Annotated in this window: 20 protein-coding genes, 1 tRNA gene and 1 riboswitch; of the genes, 6 read left to right on the plus strand and 15 right to left on the minus strand. The window is 70.2% G+C overall.

Features of this window, described 5'->3' with window-relative positions:
- Positions 1 to 75 precede the first annotated feature (75 nt).
- From IE269_RS37310 to IE269_RS37320, 3 genes are all read left to right on the plus strand, one after another.
- Positions 76 to 1068 (plus strand): SGNH/GDSL hydrolase family protein, encoded by a 993-nt coding sequence (locus IE269_RS37310; protein WP_189827754.1) that lies wholly within the window; start codon positions 76 to 78, stop codon positions 1066 to 1068.
- A gap of 197 nt (positions 1069 to 1265) precedes the next feature.
- Positions 1266 to 2486 (plus strand): acetyl-CoA C-acetyltransferase, encoded by a 1221-nt coding sequence (locus tag IE269_RS37315; RefSeq protein ID WP_189827755.1) that lies wholly within the window; start codon positions 1266 to 1268, stop codon positions 2484 to 2486.
- A 461-nt stretch (positions 2487 to 2947) separates the two neighbouring features.
- Entirely contained in the window at positions 2948 to 3889 is a 942-nt protein-coding gene (locus IE269_RS37320; RefSeq protein WP_229898547.1) for a hypothetical protein, read from the plus strand.
- Here the strand turns inward: IE269_RS37320 and IE269_RS37325 are convergent.
- Positions 3886 to 4197: a hypothetical protein gene (locus IE269_RS37325; protein ID WP_189827756.1), complete on the minus strand. Its 312-nt coding sequence runs from the start codon at positions 4195 to 4197 to the stop codon at positions 3886 to 3888. The two genes, IE269_RS37320 and IE269_RS37325, sit on opposite strands and share 4 nt — an antisense overlap.
- Positions 4198 to 4299: 102 nt before the next feature.
- On the opposite strand from IE269_RS37325, the gene IE269_RS37330 reads away from it, so the two are divergent.
- Positions 4300 to 4530, plus strand: coding sequence for a DUF4287 domain-containing protein (locus tag IE269_RS37330; RefSeq protein WP_189827757.1), 231 nt, complete (start codon positions 4300 to 4302; stop codon positions 4528 to 4530).
- 85 nt (positions 4531 to 4615) lie between these two features.
- Here the strand turns inward: IE269_RS37330 and IE269_RS37335 are convergent, their stop codons facing one another.
- Together IE269_RS37335 and IE269_RS37340 are read right to left on the minus strand one after the other, a co-directional pair.
- The gene (locus IE269_RS37335) at positions 4616 to 5500 is read right to left on the minus strand and encodes a Bax inhibitor-1/YccA family protein (RefSeq protein ID WP_189827758.1); all 885 of its coding nucleotides are present in this window, start codon (positions 5498 to 5500) and stop codon (positions 4616 to 4618) included.
- A 154-nt stretch (positions 5501 to 5654) separates the two neighbouring features.
- Positions 5655 to 5737: transfer RNA gene (locus IE269_RS37340), tRNA-Leu, on the minus strand.
- A gap of 395 nt (positions 5738 to 6132) precedes the next feature.
- On the opposite strand from IE269_RS37340, the gene IE269_RS37345 reads away from it, so the two are divergent.
- Together IE269_RS37345 and IE269_RS37350 are read left to right on the plus strand one after the other, a co-directional pair.
- On the plus strand, positions 6133 to 6909 hold the full coding sequence (locus IE269_RS37345) for an ABC transporter ATP-binding protein (protein WP_189827759.1): 777 nt from the start codon (positions 6133 to 6135) through the stop codon (positions 6907 to 6909).
- A 54-nt stretch (positions 6910 to 6963) separates the two neighbouring features.
- Complete coding sequence (locus IE269_RS37350; protein WP_189827760.1) at positions 6964 to 9495, plus strand: ABC transporter permease; 2532 nt, start codon at positions 6964 to 6966, stop codon at positions 9493 to 9495.
- Between the two features lie 76 nt (positions 9496 to 9571).
- Here IE269_RS37350 and IE269_RS37355 read toward each other — a convergent pair whose 3' ends face one another.
- The 12 genes from IE269_RS37355 to IE269_RS37410 all read right to left on the minus strand — a co-directional run bounded on the left by IE269_RS37355 (position 9572) and on the right by IE269_RS37410 (position 23676).
- Complete coding sequence (locus IE269_RS37355) at positions 9572 to 10786, minus strand: phospholipase D-like domain-containing protein (protein ID WP_189827761.1); 1215 nt, start codon at positions 10784 to 10786, stop codon at positions 9572 to 9574.
- 145 nt (positions 10787 to 10931) lie between these two features.
- Complete coding sequence (locus IE269_RS37360) at positions 10932 to 12227, minus strand: SAM-dependent methyltransferase (protein WP_189827762.1); 1296 nt, start codon at positions 12225 to 12227, stop codon at positions 10932 to 10934.
- 221 nt (positions 12228 to 12448) lie between these two features.
- Complete coding sequence (locus IE269_RS37365; RefSeq protein WP_189827763.1) at positions 12449 to 13855, minus strand: NAD(P)/FAD-dependent oxidoreductase; 1407 nt, start codon at positions 13853 to 13855, stop codon at positions 12449 to 12451.
- A gap of 383 nt (positions 13856 to 14238) precedes the next feature.
- A complete protein-coding gene (locus IE269_RS37370) occupies positions 14239 to 15159 on the minus strand; it encodes a Ppx/GppA phosphatase family protein (RefSeq protein ID WP_189827764.1) in 921 nt (306 codons plus the stop codon).
- Positions 15156 to 15698, minus strand: a complete 543-nt coding sequence (locus IE269_RS37375) for a DUF501 domain-containing protein (RefSeq protein WP_189827765.1) — start codon at positions 15696 to 15698, stop codon at positions 15156 to 15158. Before IE269_RS37375 ends, IE269_RS37370 begins: the two co-directional genes overlap by 4 nt.
- Before the next feature lie 33 nt (positions 15699 to 15731).
- On the minus strand, positions 15732 to 16217 hold the full coding sequence (locus tag IE269_RS37380; protein ID WP_189827766.1) for an FtsB family cell division protein: 486 nt from the start codon (positions 16215 to 16217) through the stop codon (positions 15732 to 15734).
- An 89-nt stretch (positions 16218 to 16306) separates the two neighbouring features.
- Positions 16307 to 17593, minus strand: coding sequence for a phosphopyruvate hydratase (gene eno / locus IE269_RS37385; protein ID WP_189827767.1), 1287 nt, complete (start codon positions 17591 to 17593; stop codon positions 16307 to 16309).
- 459 nt (positions 17594 to 18052) lie between these two features.
- Positions 18053 to 18748: a LysM peptidoglycan-binding domain-containing protein gene (locus IE269_RS37390; RefSeq protein ID WP_189827768.1), complete on the minus strand. Its 696-nt coding sequence runs from the start codon at positions 18746 to 18748 to the stop codon at positions 18053 to 18055.
- Between the two features lie 2 nt (positions 18749 to 18750).
- Positions 18751 to 18964: riboswitch (cyclic di-AMP (ydaO/yuaA leader) on the minus strand.
- A 264-nt stretch (positions 18965 to 19228) separates the two neighbouring features.
- Positions 19229 to 20344 carry a LysM peptidoglycan-binding domain-containing protein gene (locus tag IE269_RS37395; protein ID WP_189827769.1) on the minus strand — a complete coding sequence of 372 codons (1116 nt, stop codon included), beginning with the start codon at positions 20342 to 20344 and terminating at the stop codon, positions 19229 to 19231.
- Between the two features lie 115 nt (positions 20345 to 20459).
- The gene (locus IE269_RS37400) at positions 20460 to 21734 is read right to left on the minus strand and encodes a cytochrome P450 family protein (protein ID WP_189827770.1); all 1275 of its coding nucleotides are present in this window, start codon (positions 21732 to 21734) and stop codon (positions 20460 to 20462) included.
- Positions 21735 to 21954: 220 nt separating this feature from the next.
- Positions 21955 to 22965 (minus strand): nucleoside triphosphate pyrophosphohydrolase, encoded by a 1011-nt coding sequence (locus tag IE269_RS37405; protein ID WP_189827771.1) that lies wholly within the window; start codon positions 22963 to 22965, stop codon positions 21955 to 21957.
- Positions 22966 to 22998: 33 nt separating this feature from the next.
- Positions 22999 to 23676, minus strand: a complete 678-nt coding sequence (locus tag IE269_RS37410; protein ID WP_189827772.1) for a SurA N-terminal domain-containing protein — start codon at positions 23674 to 23676, stop codon at positions 22999 to 23001.
- Between the last annotated feature and the right edge of the window lie 45 nt (positions 23677 to 23721).

Consider the following 23721-nt stretch of genomic DNA (forward strand, 5'->3'; position numbering starts at 1 on the left):
TCCGTACGGATGTTCCCTGGATGTTCCTGCGCTTGGTTCTTCGAGGAGGTGGCTGCGACGGTGTCGAGGGCGAGGGTGGCACGGCGAATCGCCGCGGGCGCGGCGTACGGAGGCGGCGGGATCGGACTGATCGGCGTCGCGACGGTGGGACTGGTGCTGGCGGAGGTGCAGTTGGCGAAACGGTCGGTGGGCGGTGGGGTGGCCCCGATCGCCCCGCCGGCGGACGGCTTGTACGGGACGGCCTTCGCGGGCCGGTCCGGCCTGCCGGCGCTGCGGCTGGGCGTTCTGGGCGACTCCACCGCGGCCGGCCAGGGCGTACGGCGGGCCGGGCACACACCCGGGGCGCTGCTGGCGTCGGGGCTGGCGGCGGTCGCGGAACGGCCGGTGGAGCTGCGCAACGTGGCACTGCCCGGGGCCATGTCGGACGACCTGGACCGTCAAGTCTCCTTGCTGGTACGGGATCCCGTACGCCCCCCGGACGTCTGCGTGATCATGATCGGCGCGAACGACGTGACGCACCGGATGCCGCCCACACAGTCCGTACGCCATCTGGCCTCGGCGGTCCGCAGGCTGCGCACGGCGGGCGCGGAGGTGGTGGTCGGCACCTGCCCCGACCTCGGGACCATCGAGCCCGTCTACCAGCCCCTGCGCTGGCTGGCGCGGCGCGTCTCGCGGCAGCTGGCGGCGGCGCAGACCATCGGGGTGGTGGAGCAGGGCGGCCGGACGGTCTCCCTCGGCGACCTGCTGGGCCCGGAGTTCGAGGCGAACCCCCGCGAGCTGTTCGGCCCGGACAACTACCACCCCTCGGCCGAGGGCTACTCCACGGCCGCCATGGCCGTCCTGCCCACCCTCTGCGCGGCCCTCGGACTCTGGCCGGAATCCGACCGCCTGGACGGCGACCGCAACGAGTCCATGCTCCCGGTGGCCCGGGCGGCTACCCGCGCCGCGGCGGAGGCGGGCACGGAGGTCACCGGTGCGCGGGGCCCCTGGGCCCTCCTGAAGCACCGGCGCAGGCGGCGCATCCCGGCGGCCCCGGACCCGGCCCACGCACCGAGCGCGACGCGCTGAGGGGGCAGGGGATGCGGGGGTGCGACGGCTCCTCGCACCCCTCCCAAATGAGCGCCCGCTTAGAATTGCGGCCCGTGTCACACCGCGCACCCGGTGACCCGCCCGGTACGGGCCGGTAACTTCGAAGGCGGACCGGCCACTTCGCCCTGCACCGCGCAGAAGCACTCGCCCCGTACCGCCCAGAACCAGGAGCCCCGATGCCCGAAGCCGTCATCGTCTCGACCGCCCGCTCCCCCATCGGCCGCGCCTTCAAGGGCTCCCTGAAGGACCTCCGCGCCGACGACCTCACCGCGACCATCATTCAGGCCGCCCTCGCCAAGGTCCCCGAGCTGGACCCCCGGGACATCGACGACCTCATGCTCGGCTGCGGCCTCCCGGGCGGCGAGCAGGGCAACAACCTCGGCCGCATCGTCGCCGTGCAGATGGGGATGGACCACCTCCCCGGCTGCACGATCACCCGTTACTGTTCGTCGTCGCTCCAGACCTCGCGGATGGCGCTGCACGCCATCAAGGCGGGCGAGGGCGACGTCTTCATCTCGGCCGGTGTCGAGATGGTCTCGCGCTTCGCCAAGGGCAACTCCGACTCCTGGCCCGACACCCACAACCCCCTCTTCGCCGACGCCGAGGCCCGCACCGCCGCCCGCGCCGAGCAGGAGGGCGCCGACTGGCACGACCCCCGCGAGGACGGGCTCGTGCCGGACGCGTACATCTCGATGGGGCAGACCGCCGAGAACCTGGCCCGCCTCAAGGGCATCAGCCGGCGCGAGATGGACGAGTTCGGCGTCCGCTCGCAGAACCTCGCCGAGCAGGCGATCAAGAACGGGTTCTGGGCACGGGAGATCACCCCGGTCACCACCCCCGACGGCACGGTCGTCAGCCAGGACGACGGCCCGCGCGCCGGAGTCACCCTCGAAGGCGTGGAGGGCCTCAAGCCGGTCTTCCGCCCCGACGGACTCGTCACCGCCGGCAACTGCTGCCCGCTCAACGACGGCGCCGCCGCGCTGGTGATCATGTCCGACACGAAGGCCGCCGAGCTGGGCCTGACCCCGCTCGCCCGCATCGTCTCCACCGGCGTCTCCGGCCTCTCCCCCGAGATCATGGGGTACGGCCCGGTCGAGGCCAGCAAGCAGGCGCTGAAGCGCGCCGGGCTGAGCATCGGCGACATCGACCTCGCCGAGCTGAACGAGGCCTTCGCCGCCCAGGTGATCCCGTCCTACCAGGACCTCGGTCTGGACCTGGACAAGGTCAACGTCAACGGCGGCGCCATCGCCGTCGGCCACCCCTTCGGCATGACCGGCGCCCGCATCACCGGCACGCTGATCAACAGCCTCCAGTTCCACGACAAGCAGTTCGGCCTGGAGACCATGTGCGTCGGCGGCGGCCAGGGCATGGCCATGGTCATCGAGCGCCTCAGCTGATTCTTGTGCTGTGCGTACGGGGATGCCCCGGCCCGAGCGGCAGACGCTCACGGGCCGGGGCATCCCCGTAACCCCGCCCGGTGTGGAACAGCTCACGAATCACCGGGATCAGCGAGCGCGCGAGCCCCGTCGAGCGCACAATCGTGTGAGCGCTTCCGGAGCGCGCCTTGCCCGCGCGCCCCTCCCATCGCTCCGCGTCCCAGTCGTGACCCAATCTCCCCCAGGATGTGACCTGTGTCCGGGGAGACGGGGAAACGTGCAGGTCACAGCAGAGATGGTCGGTTCGCCAGGCCCAAAGGCCCGTCCGATTCATGACGTTATGCACTGTGAGCGAGCGAACGTGCACGGGAAGCTGATGTAGGAAGTTCGGGGGATCGGTCGGGGGACCGATGCAGGCTGGGGTCCGCCCCGGAGTCCGCCCAGGGGATCGCAATGAATTCAGGAGTACGCACGTGAGCGCCATGTCCTTCGCCCTGCTGCTCGCCACCGCTGCCACGGCGGCCGTCGGCGGCGCCGCCCTGCACACCGTGCGCGGTCTCCGCCAGGAGGTCGCCGCCCTGCGCGCCGACCGGGCCGCCGACCGCGCGGAGGCTGCGGAGCTGCGGGCGCAGGCGGCACTGACCGCGCTCCCCCAGCAGACCCGCGGCGGCGAGACCCCGGCCGCCGAGATACGGGCCGCGGTGTCCGAGGCGCTGGCCGAGGAGCGCGAGCGGGAGCTGGCCGAGGCGCGTGCCTTCTGGGCGGCGCAGGAGGCCCGCGACGCGGCCGACGCGCCCTCGCTGCTGGGCGGCCTGACCACCGCCGAGCAGGAGTCCCTCTCGTACTACATGCCGCAGCCCTCGGACTTCACCGGGCTCAAGGAGAGCGACCTGGAGGCCTTCCTGGCCACCTCCCGGGGCGAGCTGAACTTCGCCGAGGAGTTCGACCTGACGCCGCCGCCCGGCATCGAGGAAATCGCCGCCGAGTCCACGGAGTCCACCGACGACGAAGCCGCGGAGGACGACGAGCTGGACGGCGACCCGGCCGCGCTGGCCGCCGCCCGCCGCCGGCATCCCTCGCACCCCGACTTCGTCCCCGTGCAGACCTCCCCCGTGACGGGCGACCACGCCTTCACGATGTCCCGCCTGGAGGGCCTCGCCGCGGCCCGCGCGCCGCTGGCGGACGTGCGTCCGGGCCCGCTGGGCACCCTCGACGTGTACGTCTTCGCGGACGGTACGACGCTGTGCATGACCCCCGGGCACCGCGAGACGGCGGAGCAGCTCGCGGACGCGCTGCGGGCGGGCAACACCCCGGTGCTGCTGGGGGGCTCCGGGATCTCGGGGGCGTACGCGCTGACCTTCTCCTGCGGTGCGGAGAACGTCTACATCCTGGCCGACCGGGTCATCGCGTCCGTCCCGGACTAGAGGTTCTTCTCCACCGCTTCGACCAGCTTCACGGCCTCGTCCAGTTCACCGGACGGGGCCGTTCCCATGGCCAGCGCCAAGTCCCGGCCCGCGACGGCCAGTTGGTCGGCGACCGAGAAGAGGCCCGCGTCGGGCAGCTCGCGCGGCTCGCGGTCCGGGAACTCCAGGCGCTGTGCGCGCAGGGCGAGTTCGCGGGCCAGCGCCAGTCCTTCGGCTGCGGCGCCGCGCCGCAGCCGGCTCTCGGGGGTGGACCGCAGGCGGTCGGCGAGCCGTTCCACGGCGGTCAGCAGGGGGGTCGTATCCAGCACATCGCGACCCTACGCGCCCGCCCGGGACTGTTGCCAACAGGCCGACACTCAGGCACGGTGCAGTGAAGGACCAGCACCGCGCAAAGCCTTCCGGAGGCGCCGATGTCCCAAGTCTTCTCCGAAGAGACCCACCGCAACCTGCTCTCCCGCATCCCCCACTGCACCGGTCGTGAAGTGTCCGACTGGCTGCGCACCGTCGAGGACGGTCCCTCCCTCTTCCGCTTCGAGGAAAAGGTGAGCTGGCTCCGCAGCGAGCACAACCTGGCCCACGGGCACGCCAAGGCGATCATCCACGAGTACGACCTCAGGCGCGCCGCCCGCAAACTCCGCTGACCCCTACTCCCCCGCTCCCCCTACGGACGCGGAAGGGCCCGCGGACCATTCGGTCCGCGGGCCCTTCCCGTGCTCACCGGCTCTGCTAGTCGTCGCCGCTCAGGATCGAGACGAGACGCAGCATCTCCAGGTAGATCCACACCAGGGTCATGGTGAGGCCGAAGGCCGCCAGCCAGGACTCCTCGCGGGGGGCACCGTAGGCGATGCCGTCCTCGACCTGCTTGAAGTCCAGCGCCAGGAAGAAGGCGCCGAGCAGGACACCGACGATGCCGAAGACGATGCCCAGGCCACCGCTGCGGAAGCCGAGGCCGTCACCGCCGCCGAAGACCATGAACAGCAGGTTCACGGCGGTGAGCACCATGAAGCTGATCGCGGCGATCATCACGAAGCGCGTGAAGCGGGCGGTGACGCGCACGATGCGGGTCTTGTACAGCACGAGCATGGTGGCGAAGACCGCCATCGTGCCGAGGACCGCCTGCATCGCGGCGCCGGGCGCCACCCAGGTGTTGATGTAGTTGCTCAGTGCGCCCAGGAAGAGGCCCTCGAAGCCCGCGTACGCCAGGATCAGCGCCGGGACCGGCTTCTGCTTGAACGACTGGACCAGACCGAGCACCATCGCGACGAGCGCCGCGCCGATGGCCAGACCCAGGCCCATGTTGGTGATCCACGCCACGGCCGCGCCGCCGACCACGAGGCCGAGGGTGATGGCCGTGCGCGTGACGACGTCGTCCATCGTCATGACGCTGCCGCGCGGCGGCGCCACCGGGGCGCCGTACTGGTCCTGCTGTGCGTACGGGTTGGTCGCGTACGGGTTCGTCGCGTCCTGGGCGTACGGGTTCCCCTGGGCGTACGGGTTGCCCTGGGTCCCTACGGCGGGGCCCCCGGCCTGCGGCTGCTGGGCGTTGAAGCCCGCGTGGCCGTTGTCGCGGCCGAACCCCCGTCGCGAGAAGACCGGGTTGCTGCTCCTCATCTCACTCCTCCATGGCCACCGTGTGCGACCTTGCTGTCAAGGGTAATGGGGTCGCAAAGAAACCACCCCTGTACCAGAGGAGGATCTTTCTACGATCGTGACGAACCGACGTCGCCGCGGAAATGTTCCCGAGGGGGCTCCGGCGGGAGGAATGTGCCCGGAACCGGACTCGAACCGGTACGCCCCCGAGGGGCAGCGAGGTTTAAGCTCGCCGTGTCTGCATTCCACCATCCGGGCAGGCGCGCGGGCCGCGACAATGGCTCAGAGCCTATCCGCAGGCGTCCCCCGAACAGCGGTACATCTCCCCAATGCTGTCTTATTTTATGGGCGCTTGATGGAGCGTCAGCAGCCGCGGCAGACCATCGGCACATGCCGGAGCGGGTGCGGAGCCGTGTCGTCCGGTGTCGGAGCGTGCACGGGATTGACGGAAACTCGACCTCTTGTGCACAGGTGACCACGCCTTGCGCACACCCGCCGGGCTCTCGGGGTCACCGTCATACCTAGGTAGGACAGCGGGGCGTACGGGTCAGACCGGAGACTGCCCCAGGACTGCCGTGCGGAGTGACTCGTGGACGTAAAAGCGCCGTGAGGATGGAAAGCGTCCCCCCGAGCGTCCCGACAGGAGTCCCGCCGTGACCACGTACCCGTACCCCACCGCGCACCAGACCGTGGCGGTCGCCGCCCGCGCCACCGAACTGTCGAAGGTCTACGGTCACGGCGAGACGCAGGTCGTCGCGCTGGACCGGGTGAGCGTCGACTTCCGGCAGGGCGAGTTCACCGCGATCATGGGCCCCTCGGGCTCCGGCAAGTCGACCCTGATGCACTGCGTCGCGGGTCTGGACTCCTTCTCCTCCGGCTCGGTGCGGATCGGCGAGACGGAGCTGGGCACCCTGAAGGACAAGCAGCTCACCCAGCTGCGCCGGGACAAGATCGGCTTCATCTTCCAGGCGTTCAACCTGCTGCCGACGCTGAACGCCCTGGAGAACATCACGCTCCCCATGGACATCGCGGGCCGCAAGCCCGACAAGGCGTGGCTCGACAAGGTCATCGAGATGGTCGGCCTCTCGGGCCGCCTCAAGCACCGCCCGTCCGAGCTGTCCGGCGGCCAGCAGCAGCGCGTGGCCGTGGCCCGCGCCCTGGCCAGCCGCCCGGAGATCATGTTCGGCGACGAGCCGACCGGAAACCTGGACTCGCGCTCCGGCGCCGAGGTGCTGGGCTTCCTGCGCAATTCCGTACGGGAACTGGGCCAGACCGTCGTGATGGTCACCCACGACCCGGTGGCCGCCTCCTACGCGGACCGTGTGATCTTCCTGGCCGACGGCCGGATCGTCGACGAGATGATCAAGCCCACCGCCGACGGCGTCCTGGACCGCATGAAGGACTTCGACACCAAGGGCCGTACGAGCTGAACCCCCCGCTCCGGCCCCCGATCACCCCCCTCTCTTCCTCCAGGACGTAACCCCATGTTCCGCACCGCCCTGCGCAACGTGCTCGCGCACAAGGCCAGGCTGCTGATGACGATCCTCGCCGTGATGCTCGGCGTGGCCTTCGTGTCCGGCACCCTGATCTACAGCGACACCCTCAACAAGGCCTACGGCAACCAGGCCACCAAGAGCCTGAGCAACGTCTCCGTCGGCATCACCTCCCACCACGCGGCCAACGACACCAAGCAGGCCCCGGGCCTCAGCGAGAAGCAGATCGGGCAGATCGCCGCGCTGGACGGCGTCGAGTCGGTCAGCCCGCGCGTCAACGGCTTCGCCGGCGCCGCCTCCCGCAAGGGCGAGCTGCTCGCCGAGGGCTGGTCCAACAACGGTGCGAACTTCTCGCCCGGCAAGGACGGCAAGGACCCCTTCTACGCCTTCACCGACGGCAACGGCCCGACGAAGGCCGGCGAGATCGCCCTCGACGCCGAGACGGCGAAGAAGGGCGGCTACAAGGTCGGCGACAAGGTCCGCGTCGCCACCAACAAGCCCGCCGAGGAGAACACCCTCACCGGTGTCTTCACCACCGAGGACGGCCTGGTCAACGCGGGCGGCTCGCTCGTGCTGTTCGACTCGAAGACCGCCCAGAAGATGTTCCTGGCGCCGGGCTACTACTCCGACCTGTCGGTCACCGCGAAGCCCGGCACCGACAACGACAAGCTGCTCGCCGAGATCAAGCCGCTGCTGCCGGAGAACGCGCAGGCCCAGACGGCCGCCGAGCTCGCCGCCGAGCAGACCCGCAGCATCAAGCAGCTGACCGACGGGCTCACCCAGATCCTGCTGGCCTTCGCCGCCATCGCCCTGTTCGTCGGCATCTTCCTGATCGCCAACACCTTCACCATGCTGGTCGCCCAGCGCACCAAGGAACTCGCGCTGATGCGCGCCGTGGGCGCCTCCCGCAAGCAGATCACCCGGTCCGTGCTCCTCGAAGCGATGATCGTCGGCCTGGTCGCCTCGGTGGTCGGCTTCGTCATCGGCGTCGGCATGGCCGCCGGCATGGGCCCGCTGATGGACCTCATCGGCGCCCAGCTCCCGGCCGGCGGCATGGTCATCACCGCCACCCCGGTCCTCACCGCGCTCGCCGTCGGCGTACTGATCACGATGCTCGCCGCCTGGCTGCCGGGCCGCCGCGCCGCGAAGATCCCGCCGGTCGCCGCGATGAACAGCGTGCACGCCACCGAGACCGTCAAGTCCCTGGTCGTACGGAACACCATCGGCGCGATCCTGGCGCTCGGCGGCGGTGCGGTCATCGTCGGCGGTGCGGCGATGGGCAAGGACGGCCGCACGGTCATCGGCTTCGGCGCGTTCCTGACGCTGCTCGGGGTAATCGTGCTGATCCCGCTGCTGTCGCGGCCGCTGATCCGGCTGATCCAGCCGCTGCTGAACCGCGCCTTCGGCATCTCCGGCAAGCTCGCCGGGCTGAACTCGGTGCGCAACCCGCGCCGCACCGGCGCCACCGCCTCCGCCCTGGCGATCGGCCTGACCCTGGTCACCGGCCTGACCGTGCTCGGCGTCACCGCGGGCGACTCGCTGGACCGGGCCACCCGCAAGGACATCACCGCCGACTACCAGGTCTCGATGGCCAACATGTCGGCGATGAGCCAGTCCACCGTCGACGCGCTCGCCAAGGCCCCCGGTGTCGTCTCCGCGACGCCGAAGCTCTCCGGCGGCGCGCAGGCGGGCCAGAACGACTACCTCGGCATCTCCGGCATCGAGCCCAAGGCGCTGGGCCCGGCCCTGCACCTGAACGTCCTGGACGGCTCCGAGAACCCCCTCGCCCGGGGCGAGGTCGCGGTCACCAAGGCATACGCGGACAGCACGGGCCTCAAGGTCGGCCAGACGCTGGACCTGCGGTACGAGGACGACAAGAAGTCCTCCGTGAAGGTCGGCGCGATCTTCGAGGACAGCGACAACTTCGGTGACGTCGTCATGGACGTCAAGGAGCTGCTGCCGCACTACCAGACGCCGATGTACTACGAGGCGTTCGTGAAGATGGACGGCGGCGAGTCCGCCGCCAACAAGCAGGCCCTGGTCGACGCCACCGGCAAGAACCCCGCCATGGTGATCATGGACAAGAACGAGATCGCCGCGAAGATGGGCGGCATGATCACGCAGATGCTGAACATGATGTACGGCCTGCTGGCGATGGCCCTGGTGATCGCGGTGCTCGGCGTCGTCAACACCCTCGCGATGTCCGTCTTCGAGCGGCAGCAGGAGATCGGCATGCTGCGGGCGATCGGCCTGGACCGCGGCCGGGTCAAGTCCATGATCCGCCTGGAATCGGTCGTGATCTCCCTGTTCGGCGCGGTCGTCGGCGTGGGTCTGGGCACCTTCATCGCCTGGGCGATCGGCCAGACGGTCAAGCACAACATCCCGGAGTACGCCCTGACGATCCCGTGGGGCCGGGTCGGCATCTTCCTGCTGCTGGCCGGTGTGGTGGGCGTGCTGGCCGCCATGTGGCCGGCCCGCAGCGCGGCGCGGCTGAACATGCTCGCCGCCATCAAGGCCGAGTAGCCCGGCGGGACGGCAGGCAAGGGACACGGGGCGGCCCCACCACGTATGTACGTGGTGGGGCCGCCCTCCTGCATGCTCAGGACCCCTTGCAGTAGCTCATGATCTGCTGGTGGTTCGCCTTGAACTGGTCGTAGATCCCCGCGTCGTCGATCTTCAGCAGGGTCTCGTCGTTGGCCCGCAGCGCCGCGTAGCTGAGGTTGTGGCTGCCGGTGAAGACCAGCTTGCGGCCGGCCCTGCCCTCGTACGTGCCGTTGATCAGGACGTACTTGGAGTGCAGGCCGACCGGGTTCTTGCCCTCGCGCTTCTCGGCGCACTCGACACGGTCGGCGATCTTCCCGGCGAGGATCTTCCGGACGTCGTCGCTCGTGGAGGCGCCGCCGTCACCGGCCAGGCGGACCGTGCAGCCCGCCGCCTCCATGGAGACCAGCTTGCCGGCGACCTCGCGGCGCGAGAAGAGGTTGGCGGCGACCCGCACCTCGGTGCCCGCCTTGCAGTCCACGTTGCCGAGGATCAGCGCGACGGTGTCGGTGGAGGCGTCGGCGTTCCACTTCTTGCCCGCGGCTTCCTGGCGGGGGAAGAAGTACGTCTTGTACGCGCCCGCCGACGGGGTCTTGTAGTAGTTGTTGTTCACCTTCCGCTTGGCGAGGTCGGCGAAGTAGTCCTGGTAGACGCCGTAGAGCGCGGAGTCCACGATCGTCACCGCGTTGTTGAACAGGTCGGTGCGCTGGAGGCTGGTCATGTTGGCGGAGGCCTGCACGACGACGTTCTTGGTGCCGCCGGTCTCGGAGAACGTCCAGAACTTGTTGTGGTTGATCGAGCCGTCCTCGGAGCCGTCGACCAGCTCCCGGTGGCCGATGCAGCCCCGGTCGGCACCGCAGTTGGTGACGTAACTGGCCTTGGACTGGTCGGTGCCGAGCGCTGTCTTCAGCACGTCGTACTGGCCGCCCTTGCCGGTCGAGGCGTTGTCGATGACGATGCGGACGTTGACGCCGCGCTTCTTGGCGGCCGTGAGGGCGCCCGAGACCTGCTCGTCGGTGAAGGAGTAGAGCCCGGCGGTGATGGTGGAGCCCTCCGCCGCCCCCTCGATCAGGCCCTTGACATGGTCGCGGATGCGGCTCTGGGCGGCCGTGTCGCCCGCCGGGTCGTTGAACGTCGCGGTGGTCTGCACGGCTGCCGCCGCCTCGGGCGCGGCGCCCGCGAAGGCGACCGCCGGGACCGCGAGCGCGGCGACGCCGATGCCCGCCCCCCACATCCAGATCTTCTTGGTCCGCGTGCTCCTGCGGTGCTGCACGTCGGCTCCCCTCTCCCCTGTGTACTTGTCTCCGTACGTCACGGAACTCCGCGCCCAAAGCCACGGAAGGGGCTGGAGCGCGGAGTTCCGCAATGGGTCAACGTATCGGCGGCAAACGGGGGTTCAGCCGATGTCCCTCAGTTGGTCACCCACCCCACACACGCGAGCGCAGCGGCATCCCGGACGCCCCCGAGGCAACCGGCCTGACCGCGAGGACCTGGTTCACGCCGATCTTGTTGTGCTCGAAGGAGAGCGCGGAGGCGGCCATGTACAGCCGCCAGACGCGGGCCCGGCCGGGGGTGACCGTCTTCAGGGCCGCCTCCCAGTTCTTCTCCAGGCGGGCCACCCAGTGCCGCAGGGTCAGCGCGTAGTGCTCGCGGATGGACTCCAGGTCGCGGACCTCGAACCCGGCCTCCTCCAGCAGGGCGACCGTACGGCCGACCGGGGCCAGCTCCCCGTCGGGGAAGACGTAGGAGTCGATGAAGGAGTCGACGTGGTACGCCTCCTCGTCGGCCAGCGGCCGCCGCGCGATCTGGTGGTTGAGCAGCCTGCCGCCGGGCCGCAGGAGGGCGTACAGGTCGGCCGCGTACTCCCCGTACTGGACGGCTCCCACGTGCTCGGCCATGCCGATGGAGGAGATGGCGTCGTACGGGCCGTCGTGGACGTCGCGGTAGTCCTGCACCCGGATCTCGATGCGGTCGGTGAGGCCCTCCTCGGCGATGCGCTTGCGGGCGAAGGCGGCCTGTTCGGAGGAGATGGTGACGCCGGTGACGTGGACGCCGTAGTGGCGGGCGGCGTGGATGGCCATGGAGCCCCAGCCGCAGCCGACGTCCAGCAGCCGCTGCCCCTCCTTCAGGTCGAGCTTGCGGGCGATGAGGTCGAGCTTGTCGCGCTGGGCGTCTTCGAGGGTGGCGTCGGGGTCGGGGAAGTAGGCGCAGGAGTAGACCATGGACGGCCCGAGGACCAGGGAGTAGAAGTCGTTGCCGACGTCGTAGTGGTGGCTGATGGACTCCTTGTCGCGGCGCTTGGTGTGCAGCCGTCCGGTGTGGCGGCGCAGCTCCTCGGGCGGCGGGGGCGGCGGCGGGAGGGGGCCGCCGAGCTTCAGCAGCTCGCGGGCGGCGGCGCGCAGGCGGGGATCGCGTACCGGATGAACGGCGTCCTTCACGTCGCCGTCGCGCTCCCAGATCAGCTCGGCGAGCAGGTCCAGGGCCTCGTAGAGGTCGCCGTCCACGTCGATCTCGCCGGCCACCCAGGCGCGGGCCAGGCCGAGCTCTCCGGGCTTCCACAGCAGCCGGCGCAGGGCCTTGCGGTCTCGTATCGCGAGGACGGGGGCGCCGGGCGGGCCCGCCTCGCTGCCGTCCCAGGCGCGGATGCGGACCGGGAGCGGGGTGGAGAGGAGTTCCTCGGCAAGTCTGGTCAGCCGCAGTGCGGCATCGGCCATGGTGCACACCTCCAGGGATTCGAGATGACGTACGACTATCGGCGTACTACTCGAATAACACCGCGGGAGGGCTGCCGCATCCCGGATTCGGGTCACGGCCCGGCAAAATACATGGCCTCTACATGCACTTTGCGGCGGAAAGGCCGAAGGGGCCGCCCGCACCACGGATGGCGGACGGCCCCTTCGGACCAGAGCGACGGAGCGCGACTACCGACGGAGCGTCAGGAAGCCTTCGCTTCGGCCTTCTTGGGCTCGGCGGCGGCCGGAACCTTCGCCGCCTCGACCGGAGCCGGAGCCGGCTTGGCGGCCTCGTAGAACTCCTCGCGCGGAGTCTCCATGGCGCCCAGCGAGACGACCTCGCGCTTGAGGAACATCCCCAGCGTCCAGTCGGCCAGCACGCGGATCTTGCGGTTGAACGTCGGCATCGCCATGCCGTGGTAGCCGCGGTGGGCGTACCAGGCGAGACGGCCCTTGAGCTTGATCTTGATCTTGCCCATGACGATCATCGCGACGCCCTTGTGCAGGCCGAGACCCGCGACGGCGCCCTTGTTGGCGTGCTCGTACTCCTTCTGCGGGAAGCCCCGCATGCCGGAGACCACGTTGTCGCCGAGGACCTTGGCCTGACGCAGCGCGTGCTGGGCGTTCGGCGGGCACCAGGCGTTCGGGTTGCCGTTCTTGCGGCCGACCAGGTCCGGGACCTGGGCGTTGTCGCCCGCGGCCCAGATGTAGTCGCTGCCCTGCACCTGGAGGGTGGCCTGGGTGTCGACGTGGCCACGGGGGCCGAGCGGCAGACCGTAGCGGGCGAGCGCCGGGTTCGGCTTCACACCGGCGGTCCACACGATGGTGTTGGAGTCGACCTCGAGGCCGTTCTTCAGCACGACGTGACCGTCGACGCAGGAGTCCATGGAGGTCGAGAGGTGAATCTCGATGCCGCGGGACTCCAGGTGCTCCTTGCCCCAGCGGCCCAGGTCCGGGCCCACCTCGGGAAGGATCTTGTCGGCGGCGTCGACCAGGATGAACCGCATGTCGTCGCGCGAGACGTTGGAGTACTGCTTCGCGGCGTCGCGGGCCATGTCCTCGACCTCGCCGATGGTCTCCGCTCCCGCGAAGCCACCGCCGACGAAGACGAAGGTGAGCGCACGGCGGCGGACCTCTTCGTCGTGGGTCGAGTCGGCCTTGTCGAGCTGCTCGATGACGTGGTTGCGCAGGCCGATGGCCTCCTCGACGCCCTTCATGCCGATGCCCTGCTCGGCGAGGCCGGGGATCGGGAAGGTGCGGGAGACCGCGCCGAGCGCGACGACCAGGTAGTCGAAGGGCAGCTCGTAGGCCTCGCCGACGAGCGGCGCGACCGTGGCGACCTTGCGGTCCTGATCGATGGTGGTGACCCGACCGGTCAGCACCTCGGCCTTGGGGAGGACGCGTCGCAGCGGTACGACGACGTGCCTCGGCGAGATGTTGCCGGCGGCGGCTTCGGGCAGGAAGGGCTGGTAGGTCATGTACGAGCGGGGGTCGACGACCGTGACGGTCGCTTCCGCATAACGCATCTTCTTGAGAATGCGCTGTGCCGCGTACAGGCCTACGTACCCACCGCCTACTACGAGGATCCTGGGACGCTCCGTGGTGCTCATGGAATCGAGTATCCACCCCCTCGGAGGGGTCCCCTCGTGAGCCCCTTCACAAGGTCTGCGACACCCTCTGCTACACTGCGCGGCCCACGTGACCCAGCTCATGCTCCGTACGGGGAACCACCGTCCCGTCCGGCACGTTGGAAACCCCTTCCCAACTGGCCCGATGGCATCTCGCGGCCGCTGAACCACTTATCTGATTCATACGTCGGTAACGCGCCCGGAACAGTCCGTTATGCGCCTACTCAGGTCCGAGGACCCACCCCTTCGGCCCTTCCGCGTGAAAAAGGGGCCCATCGGGCCCCTTTTCCTTGTGAAGAACTTCACGAAGTTCGTTCGGCGCGGTGTTCCGCACCGCCCGGATCACACCCGGACCGCCCTCCGTCTCAGGCGATGCTCCAGCCGATTCCGTCCAAAATGTCGTGCTCGGAGACCACCACTTCCGAGGCCCCGACGCGCTCCATGAGGGCCAGCAGGATCAGCGCCCCGGAGACGATGACGTCGACCCGGCCGGGGTGCATCGCGGGGATCGCGGCCTTCTCGTCGTGGGTGGCGCCCACGAGCGACTCGGTGATCTCCCGGACCTTCTCGTACGGGATGCGCGCGTGGTGGATCGCCTCCCAGTCGTACTCCCGGAGCCCCAGCGCGATGGCGGCGATCGTGGTCACCGAACCCGCGAGCCCGACCAGCGTGCGCGGCTTGTCGGTCAGCGGCACCGTCCCGGCCGCCAGGTCCAGGGCCTTCGCGACGTCCGCGCGGATCGCGGCGACCTGCTCGGCGGTGGCGGGCGCGGACGGCCGGTGGCGCTCGGTCAGACGTACGCAGCCGATGTCGACGGAACGGGCCGCCTCGACGCTCTCGCGGCCCACCACGAGCTCCGTGGAGCCGCCGCCGATGTCCACCACCAGGTAGTCCTCGCCGGAGCCCGTGAGCTCCTTGGTGGCCCCCGTGAAGGAGAACGCGGCCTCCTGGTCACCGGAGATCACCTCGGGCTCGACGCCCAGGATCTCCAGGACGCCGGAGACGAACTCGTCGCGGTTCTCGGCGTCGCGGGAGGCGGAGGTGGCCACGAAGCGGACCTTCTCCGCACCATGTGCCTTGATGATCTCCGCGTACTCGCGGCAGGCGGCGAAGGTGCGCTCCAGTGCCTCGGGGGCCAGGCGCCCGGTGCGGTCCACGCCCTGGCCGAGGCGGACGATCGTCATCCGGCGGTCCAGGTCGACCAGCTCGCCCGTCTCGGGGTTCGCGTCGGCGACCAGCAGCCGGATCGAATTCGTACCGCAGTCGATGGCGGCGACCCGGGTCACTGGGCGCTCTCCTCGGCCTTGTCGGCGCACGGCGTCACACAGGGGCCCTTGGCCCACCACTCGGGCAGCAGGGCCAGGGCCTCGTCGCCGAAGGGGTTCACGCCGGGGCCGGCGACCAGCGAGTGGCCCACCAGCACGTGCAGGCACTTCACACGGTCGGGCATCCCGCCGGCGCTGGGGAAGCCCACCAGCTCCTCGATCTCGTCGCGCCGCTTGAGGTAGTCCTCGTGCGCGGCCCGGTAGGTGTCGGCCAGCTCCGGGTCGGTGGCCAGGCGCGCCTGCATCTCCTTCATGAGCCCGGAGCCCTCCAGGGTGCCGATGGCGCCCGTGGCCCGGGGGCAGGTCATGTAGTAGAGCGTGGGGAACGGCGTGCCGTCCTCCAGGCGCGGGGCCGTCTCGACCACGTCCGGGTTGCCGCAGGGGCAACGGTGCGCGATCGCGCGCAGCCCGCGCGGCGGGCGGCCCAGCTGGAGCTTGAACGCCTCGATGTCCCTCTCGGTGGGCTCGGTGCGCGGCGTGGTCGGGGGCGGGGTGTCCATGCGTGCCTTCTGTCGGTCTGCTCTGGTGAGGTCTTACGGTTCGCTGCGGTCGGCCCGGTCGACGCCGTTCCAGACGCTGGAGTACCAGGGCTGGTCGGCCGCCTCGTCCCCGTCGGGACGCTGGGCGGTGCCGGGGGCCTTGGGGTCGTACACGGTGAAGCCGGTCTCGCCGGGCTTCACGTAGTGCAGGTGCTCGCGGGAGAGGCGGACGATGTACGCGTCGTCCTGCAGGCGGGCCTTGGCGTCGCGGAGCTGCTCGACGCGCCGCTCGGCCTCGTTCCTGGCCTGCTCCTGGTCGGCGATGTCGGTCGCCTGCGAGAAGTAGCTCCGTATGGGGTACGCGAGGGCCACCACCAGCGTGCACACCACCAGCACCAGCAACGCCGCCCGGCCGGTGAGCCGGGAGCGGCGGGCCTGGCGGCGGGTCTGGGAGCGGTAGACGCGGGCGGCGGTCTGCTCGCCGAGCAGCCGCAGCCGGGTGGTGGTGGAGAACCGGTCGCCCTTGTTCCGTGCGGCCATCCCTCTGTCCTCCCCATTACGCGCCGACGTCCCCGCACACGGTACGGGACCGGGTACGGGGACGTACGGAAGCTGGAGCCCTGTGGCCCTTAGCCCTTGAAGCGGGGGAACGCGGAGCGACCGGCGTACACCGCGGCGTCGTCGAGGATCTCCTCGATGCGCAGCAGCTGGTTGTACTTGGCGACGCGGTCCGAGCGGGCCGGGGCGCCGGTCTTGATCTGACCGCAGTTCACGGCGACGGCGAGGTCGGCGATGGTGACGTCCTCGGTCTCGCCGGAGCGGTGGCTCATCATGCACTTGAAGCCGTTGCGCTGCGCGAGCTCGACGGCGTCCAGCGTCTCGGTGAGCGAGCCGATCTGGTTGACCTTGACGAGCAGGGCGTTGGCCGAGCCCTCTTCGATGCCGCGGGCCAGACGCTCCGGGTTGGTGACGAAGAGGTCGTCGCCGACGATCTGGACCTTGGAGCCCAGGCGGTCGGTGATGACCTTCCAGCCGGCCCAGTCGTCCTCGTACAGCGGGTCCTCGATGGAGACCAGCGGGTACGCGGAGACGAGCTCCTCGTAGTACTCGGTCATCTCGGCGGCCGAGCGGGACTTGCCCTCGAACTCGTACTTGCCGTCCTTGTAGAACTCGGAGGCAGCGACGTCGAGCGCGAGCGCGATCTGCTCGCCGGGGATGTAACCGGCCTGCTTGATGGCCTCGACGATGAGGTCGAGGGCGGCGCGGTTGGACTCCAGGTTCGGGGCGAAGCCGCCCTCGTCGCCCAGGCCCGTGGACAGGCCCTTGGTCTTCAGCACCTTCTTGAGGGTGTGGTAGACCTCGGCGCCCCAGCGCAGGGCCTCGGAGAAGGACTCGGCGCCGATCGGCGCGATCATGAACTCCTGGATGTCGACGTTGGAGTCGGCGTGCGACCCACCGTTGAGGATGTTCATCATCGGGACGGGCAGCAGGTGCGCGTTCGGACCGCCGAGGTAGCGGAACAGCGGCAGGTCGCTGGCCTCGGAGGCGGCGTGCGCGACGGCGAGGGAGACACCCAGGATGGCGTTGGCGCCCAGCGAGCCCTTGTTCTCGGTGGCGTCGAGGTCGAACATCGCCTGGTCGATCAGGCGCTGCTCGGTGGCGTCGTAGCCGACGAGCTCCGGGCCGATCTGCTCGATGACGGCGAGAACGGCCTTCTCGACACCCTTGCCGAGGTAGCGGTTCGGGTCACCGTCGCGAAGCTCGATGGCTTCGAAGGCACCGGTGGAGGCGCCGGACGGAACAGCAGCACGACCCGTGCTGCCGTCGTCGAGGCCGACCTCGACCTCGACCGTGGGGTTGCCTCGGGAGTCCAGGATTTCCCGGGCTACGACGACGTCGATGGACGGCACGAGCATCTCCTTATGGGATGTGACGCGAAGGTGGCGGGCCCCTTCGAGGGGCACACGGCGCAGGGTCTCTTTCGGCCTTGCGACAAGAGCCTAACCGCCTTGGGGGCATCGGCCAGCCGATCGACCGCACGATGGGACGAAAAGATGCCCGAATGCCTGTAATACAGGACGAAGGACCCTGGTGACGTCACCGAGGGTTACGGATCCGTTCACCGGCGAGTACGGCCCGTATGCACGCCTGCGTGCGTACGTGCACGGATGAGCCCCTCCGTACGGGGGACTGGGCATAGGGGTCGACCCCGGCCGGACGCGTTCGGGGGGAAGTCGCGCCCTGCCGGGGTCGGGGTGCGAAGGGGACGGGGGTGAGCCGCCCCCTTCGCGGTGCGGGAACCGGGCGGGGGTGGGCCGCCGGTGGTTCCCGCGGGGGCGGGGACGGACGGGGGTGGGCCGTCGGTCCCCGCTGGATCAGCTCAGGTGGAGCTGCTGACCCGGGAAGATGAGGTCGGCGTCGGAGACGACGTCCTCATTGAGGTCTGCGATGTGCTGCCAGCCGCCCTTGACGTGGTGGCTCTCGGCGATCTTCGAGAGGGTGTCGCCGGCCTGCACCTTGTACTCGCCGTCACCCTTCTTGATCGGGCCACCGGCCTTGGACTCGACCTTCGGCACCGAGCGGGACTCGCTGCGGGACGCAGCCGGGGCCTCGGAGCGCTTCTTCTCCGCCTTGGGGGCGGACTGCTTCGAGGACTGCTTCTGGGAGCCGGTGCTGACGCCCGGGTCCACACCGTCGTTGCTCAGGTTGCCGGCACCCGCGCAGGCCCAGGCGCCGGGGCCCTGGATCTTGAGCAGCTTCTCGGCGGTGGCTATCTGCTGGCCCTTGGTGGCCAGGTCGGCGCGCGGGGCGTACTGGGTGCCGCCGGCCGCGGCCCACGAGGAGTTCGTGAACTGGAGGCCGCCGTAGTAGCCGTTGCCCGTGTTGATGGACCAGTTGCCGCCGGACTCGCACTGGGCGACGGCGTCCCAGGTGTCGACGGAGGCGGCGGAGGCCGCGGAGGCCCCCATCAGCGGGGCGGCGACCGCGACACCGGTGACGCCGACGACGGCGGCGGCACGGGTGGCCTTGGACGGACGGCGGTGCTTGCCCTTGCTGCTGAAAAGCGACATGGAAATTCCCTCACCGACGCCTTCGAGGTGAGCTGTCGGGTTCGGGCTGTGAGTTCGCCCGGCCACCGGTCCGGATTCCCGCGCCGCCGGCATTGCTGCCCGCTGCGGCCTTCCGTTTCGGCGGCTTCACCCCAAGCCGTTCCCGTCACGTCTCTCAACGTCCGGGCCCGGCACTTACCTTGGGTCCCCCGCTCCTGCCTACGGCGCTTTCGCGACGACTGCTTCCGAGGCCCGCCGGCAGGATTCGGCGTGCGGGCTCCGGTGCTCACCGGTGGCGAGCGAGGACGACCGTAATCACAGGTGTCCCCGATGTTCAAAGAGGCACATTAGGGACATCCACCCCCTACTTGCCCCCTCCTCCCTTGCGTTTACGCAGGTCAGAGGGGGCTTACCGGGAGTCGCCCCGAGGGACACGCCAGTTGGGGCGAAGAGACTCATGTCTCACTTGCGCAAAACCGGACACAAGCCCCCCAACCACCCCTACTTTTCGCCCTTCTCCGCCTCTTCCGCGACCTTCTCCCCGGCCTTCCCCTCGCCCTTCTTCTCCGCCTTCTCGCTCTCCTGATCCTCACTCAGATCAAGATGCTGACCAGGCTTGATGAGGTCCGGGTCGGCGCCGACGGACTTCTTGTTGGCCTCGTAGAGCGCGGCCCAGCCGCCGGGCACCTTCGCCTCGTCCGCGATGTGCCAGAGGTTGTCGCCGGGGCGCACGGTGTACGTACCGGGCTCGGGCGCACTCTGCCCCTTCCCGCCGCCGTCCCGCGAGGCGTGCCGCCCGGCCTCCGCGCCCCTTTCGAGAGAATCGTCCGGTACGGGGAGGGAGTTCTCCGGCGCGGGCTCGCCCCGGTGCTTGCCGCTGCCGGGGGCGCTCGGGTCGACGGTGCCCGGGGTGGCGTCGGGCGCGGTCGGGCTCGTGGAGGCGTCGGGGCCGGTACTGGGCGAGACGCTGGAGCCGGGGGTGGGCTCGGCGGGAGCGGTGGCGTCGCCGGAGGGCGTAGCGGCGTCGGGGGTGGTGCCCGGGTCCGGAGTACGGGTGGGATCGGCGCTCGGGTCCGCGGACGGGGTCTCCTGGCCGGGCTCGGCGCCCTGTGCCGGGTCCTCGGACTTCGCGGAGTCCGCCGGGGGCGTGGGAGGCGTACGGGAATCGACACCGGCGTCCGCGCCGGGATCGGCGGCATCCACCCCGCCCTGCCCGGAGCCCGAACCGGAGTGCCCGCCGCCGCCCGGGGCGAGCCCGGATATGACGGCGCAGCTCGGCCAGGCCTGCGGGCCCTCGGCCTTGAACACCTTCTCGGCGACCTCGATCTGCTGCGAGCGGCTGGCCAGATCGGCACGCGGGGCGTACGAGGCGCCTCCATACCGCTCCCACTTCTCCTGGGAGAACTGGAGCCCGCCGTAGTACCCGTTGCCCAGGTCGGCGCTCCACGCACCGCCGCTCTCGCACTCGGCGACGCGGTCCCAGGTGCCGGCCTCGGCCGCACCGGCGCTGGTGGCGCCGAGGAGCGGAATCGCGAGCGCGGAGCCGGTGACCCCGGCGGCGACGACGATTGCGGGGGCCTGACGCGGGCGGCGGTGTTTACCGTTCCCGGAACGCATGCGGTTGCCTTTCGCTGACGGTGACTCGGCTTCTGGCGAAACAGCCGGGTCGCCCGTGAACGTAGCCGCAGTCGAACATCCGTCACAAGTCGATGCAGCGGAGATCACGCAAAGGTCACATCCCTGATCCCCCGTCACTTTCTCTCTCTCCCGGGACACTTCCGAACTCCACCGGAAGCGTGCGCAGTCCACGCATGATGAGCCCTCCCCGCCACCGCAAATCATCGGATTCCACCGCGAGTCGCAGGTCAGGGAGACGGGTCAGCAGGGTCGCGAGAGCGGTCTGCGCCTCCAGTCGCGCGAGGGGCGCACCGAGGCAGTAGTGGATGCCGTGGCCGTACCCGAGATGCTGGTTGTCCCGACGGCTGAGATCGAGGCTGTCCGGATCCTGGAACCGCTCGGGGTCACGGTCGGCGGCCGCGAGCACGACGAGTACGGGGTCACCCTCTCCGATCTCCTGCCCGCCGAGGGTGAGCGCCTCGGTGGCGTACCGCCAGGTGGCGAGCTCGACGGGCCCGTCGTACCGCAGCAGCTCCTCGACCCCGGTGGCGAGCAGTTCGGTGTCGCCTCCGGCAAGGGCTTCCTGAAGCCTGCCCCTCTGCCCCGGATTCCGAAGCAGGGCATACACCCCATTACCGATCAAATTGACCGTCGTCTCGAACCCCGCGAAAAGCAGGATGAACGCCATCGCGGCGGCTTCGTTCTCGGTGAGGTGCTCGCCGTGGTCACTGGCCCGGATCAGATTCGAGATGAGGTCCTCACCCAGGTCCTCGCGCTTGCGGTGAATCAGCTCGGCCAGATAGTTCCGCATCTTCTTGACCGACCGGGCCACTCCCCCGCGCGGCCCGCCGCCGTGCCGGATCATCATCCCGGCCCAGTCCCGGAAGTCGTCCTGGTCCTCGCGCGGCACCCCGAGGAGGTCGCAGATCGCGTAGATCGGCAGCGGAAAGGCGAACTCGTGAATGAGGTCGGCGGACCCCCGGCCCTCGAAGCGGTCGATGAGCTGATCCGTCAGCTCCTGGACGCGGGGCGCGAACTCGGCGACGGTACGCGGCGTGAACGCCTTCGACACGAGGCGCCTCAGCCGGGTGTGGTCCGGCGGATCGATGTTCAGCAGGTGCGTCATGAGATCCGCACTGCGCTCTCCGGGAATCCCCGTCTTCCCCTTCGCATGCGCGGAACCGGCATGGTTCGCCGGATTCTTGCTGAGCCGCTGATCGGCGAGAGCCTGCTTGGCATCCCCGTACCGCGTCACGAGCCAGGCCTCGACCCCACTGGGCAGCCGGGTCCGATGCACGGGCGAGTGCTCACGGAGCCAGGCGTAGGCGGGGTAAGGGTCGGTGGCGAACTCCCAGGTGAAGAGTTCGGGGGCGGGGGGTGCGGTGCTCACGGGCTCGACGGTAACGGGTGCGGGGGCGTTGCGGGCCCTCGGACCGGAAGGGGGCTGGCTGCCCGGAGGGCATGCCACCAGGGGCGCGGGGAACTGCGCGACCAGCCACGACACACCCGCCCAGAACAGAGACCCCTGGGTAAAGGGGCGGGACTGGGGCACGCGCCGCAGGCAACCGGGGTGCCGGGCGCGGCACACACGAGGCCCCGCCGCAGGGAGGTCAGGCCGACTCGACCGCCAGGATCGCGTCCCGGTAAGCGCGAGCGACCTCTCGCAGAGCCGTCTCCGGGTCGACCCCCTCGGCCTCCGCCCGCGCTGCCAGGGCGAGAAGTTCGTGCCCGAGGCCGTCCCCCGCCGGAAGCGGCACGGAAAGCCCCCCGGAACGTACCCGCGAGGACAGCTTGGCCGCGAGGGCCAGGGCGGGCTGGGTGAGGGGGATGCCCTCGGTGACGGAAGTCCGCTGCTTCTCGACGGCCTTGGTGCGCAGCCAGGTCGCCTTGACGTCCGCAGGGGTCTCCGCGGTCTCGTCGCCGAAGACGTGCGGGTGGCGGTGGATGAGCTTGTCGATGAGGGTGGCGGCGACGTCGTCGATGGAGAAGGGTTCCTCGCCCGAGTCATCCTCGCCGGAAGCGTCCTCGGCGATCCGCGCATGGAAGATCACTTGGAGAAGTACGTCGCCCAGTTCCTCGCGGAGTTCCGCGCGGTCGCCCGCCTCGATGGCCTCGACGAGTTCGTACGCCTCCTCGATGCCGTACTTGGCGAGCCCCTTGTGGGTCTGCTGGGACGACCACGGGCACTCACGCCGGATCCGGTCCATGACCTGGACCAGGTCGAGCAGGCGCGCGCCGGGCAGGTCGTACGAGCCGGGGAGGAGTTCCAGGTCGGGCATCTGGACGCGGTTCGAGCCGGCGAGGCGGGCCAGGCCGTCCGTCAGCCGGGCGTCCCCCTCACCGGAGCCCTCGGAAGAGGGGAGCACGACCACGGTCCGCCCGCCCTCCGCGCAGTAGGCGACCAGTTCCTCCGCCACCGGCACGACCTGCTCGACCCGCACGCCCGCCTCGTACAGATACGGAAGCTGCGGATGCCCGGCGTCCGCGCACAGCACCCGGTCCGCCGAGCGCAGGGTCTCCCAGGCCGGCCAGGACAGCAGGCCGGGGGCGACCCGGTGGCTGGCGGTGAGCAGGACGATACGGCCGGGGGCGGGGGGTGCGAGGGGTGCTTCTGTGGTCACCCCTCGACCGTACCCGCGCCGCGTTCCGAAGGGCTACGGCACCTGCTGCGCCCCCGCGTCGGCCGCCGCCTGGGCCTCCTTGTCCTTGGTCTTCTGGACGATCCACGGCGTCTTCTGCGCGACCAGCATGATCTGCTCGTCGTTCCACTTGCCGAAGCGCGGATTGACGTTGATCTTCAGGGCCTTGGAGGCCTTGGCGAGGACGGCGGTCATCTTCTGCATGCCCTCGTTGGTGGAGAGGTCCGCCTGGTGGAGGGCGGCCAGCTTGGTGAGCTGGATGTCGCGGCGGACGGCGGAGTCGATCTGCTCGGGCGCGTACCCCTGGCCGAGCAGGTCGGACTTCAGGCGTTCCTCGCCGCCCTTCTGCTGGACGGCGGCGGCCCGCGCCTGCTGGATCTCCTTGCGGCTGACCGTGAGGCCCGCGTCCTCGGCGGCGCGTTCGACGACCCGGCGGAAGAGGGTGATCTGGAGTTCGGCGCGGGTGAGCTGGCCGGTGCCGCTGATGACTTCCTTGGCCTGCGGGGTCTTGGCCTGCGCCGCCCGTACGGCGTTGGACTGGCCCTGGAGGGCGGACACCTCGATGCGCTCGCCGCCGACGATGGCCGCGGCTCCGGGGTGGGACTGGCTGCCGCAGGCGGTGAGGACGGGGCCTGCGACGAGCAGTCCGGCGGCGGCGAGGAGCGTGGAGCGGGTGCGCGTACGGCGGTGCAAAGGGTGCCTCCCGGGGGCGGTGATCGTGCGGCGTTGCACAACAGC

The organism is Streptomyces spiroverticillatus (assembly GCA_014650415.1).
GTDB classification, from domain to species: domain Bacteria; phylum Actinomycetota; class Actinomycetes; order Streptomycetales; family Streptomycetaceae; genus Streptomyces; species Streptomyces spiroverticillatus.

Bases quoted from the DNA above. Each gene is read 5' to 3' on its own strand.
- IE269_RS37390 (WP_189827768.1), bottom strand. From the start codon at position 18,748: ATGTCGCTTTTCAGCAGCAAGGGCAAGCACCGCCGTCCGTCCAAGGCC.
- IE269_RS37395 (WP_189827769.1), bottom strand. From the start codon at position 20,344: ATGCGTTCCGGGAACGGTAAACACCGCCGCCCGCGTCAGGCCCCCGCA.
- IE269_RS37320 (WP_229898547.1), top strand. From the start codon at position 2,948: ATGTCCTTCGCCCTGCTGCTCGCCACCGCTGCCACGGCGGCCGTCGGC.
- IE269_RS37330 (WP_189827757.1), top strand. From the start codon at position 4,300: ATGTCCCAAGTCTTCTCCGAAGAGACCCACCGCAACCTGCTCTCCCGC.
- IE269_RS37335 (WP_189827758.1), bottom strand. From the start codon at position 5,500: ATGAGGAGCAGCAACCCGGTCTTCTCGCGACGGGGGTTCGGCCGCGAC.
- IE269_RS37375 (WP_189827765.1), bottom strand. From the start codon at position 15,698: ATGGACACCCCGCCCCCGACCACGCCGCGCACCGAGCCCACCGAGAGG.
- IE269_RS37365 (WP_189827763.1), bottom strand. From the start codon at position 13,855: ATGAGCACCACGGAGCGTCCCAGGATCCTCGTAGTAGGCGGTGGGTAC.
- eno (WP_189827767.1), bottom strand. From the start codon at position 17,593: ATGCTCGTGCCGTCCATCGACGTCGTCGTAGCCCGGGAAATCCTGGAC.
- IE269_RS37350 (WP_189827760.1), top strand. From the start codon at position 6,964: ATGTTCCGCACCGCCCTGCGCAACGTGCTCGCGCACAAGGCCAGGCTG.
- IE269_RS37380 (WP_189827766.1), bottom strand. From the start codon at position 16,217: ATGGCCGCACGGAACAAGGGCGACCGGTTCTCCACCACCACCCGGCTG.
- IE269_RS37315 (WP_189827755.1), top strand. From the start codon at position 1,266: ATGCCCGAAGCCGTCATCGTCTCGACCGCCCGCTCCCCCATCGGCCGC.
- IE269_RS37360 (WP_189827762.1), bottom strand. From the start codon at position 12,227: ATGGCCGATGCCGCACTGCGGCTGACCAGACTTGCCGAGGAACTCCTC.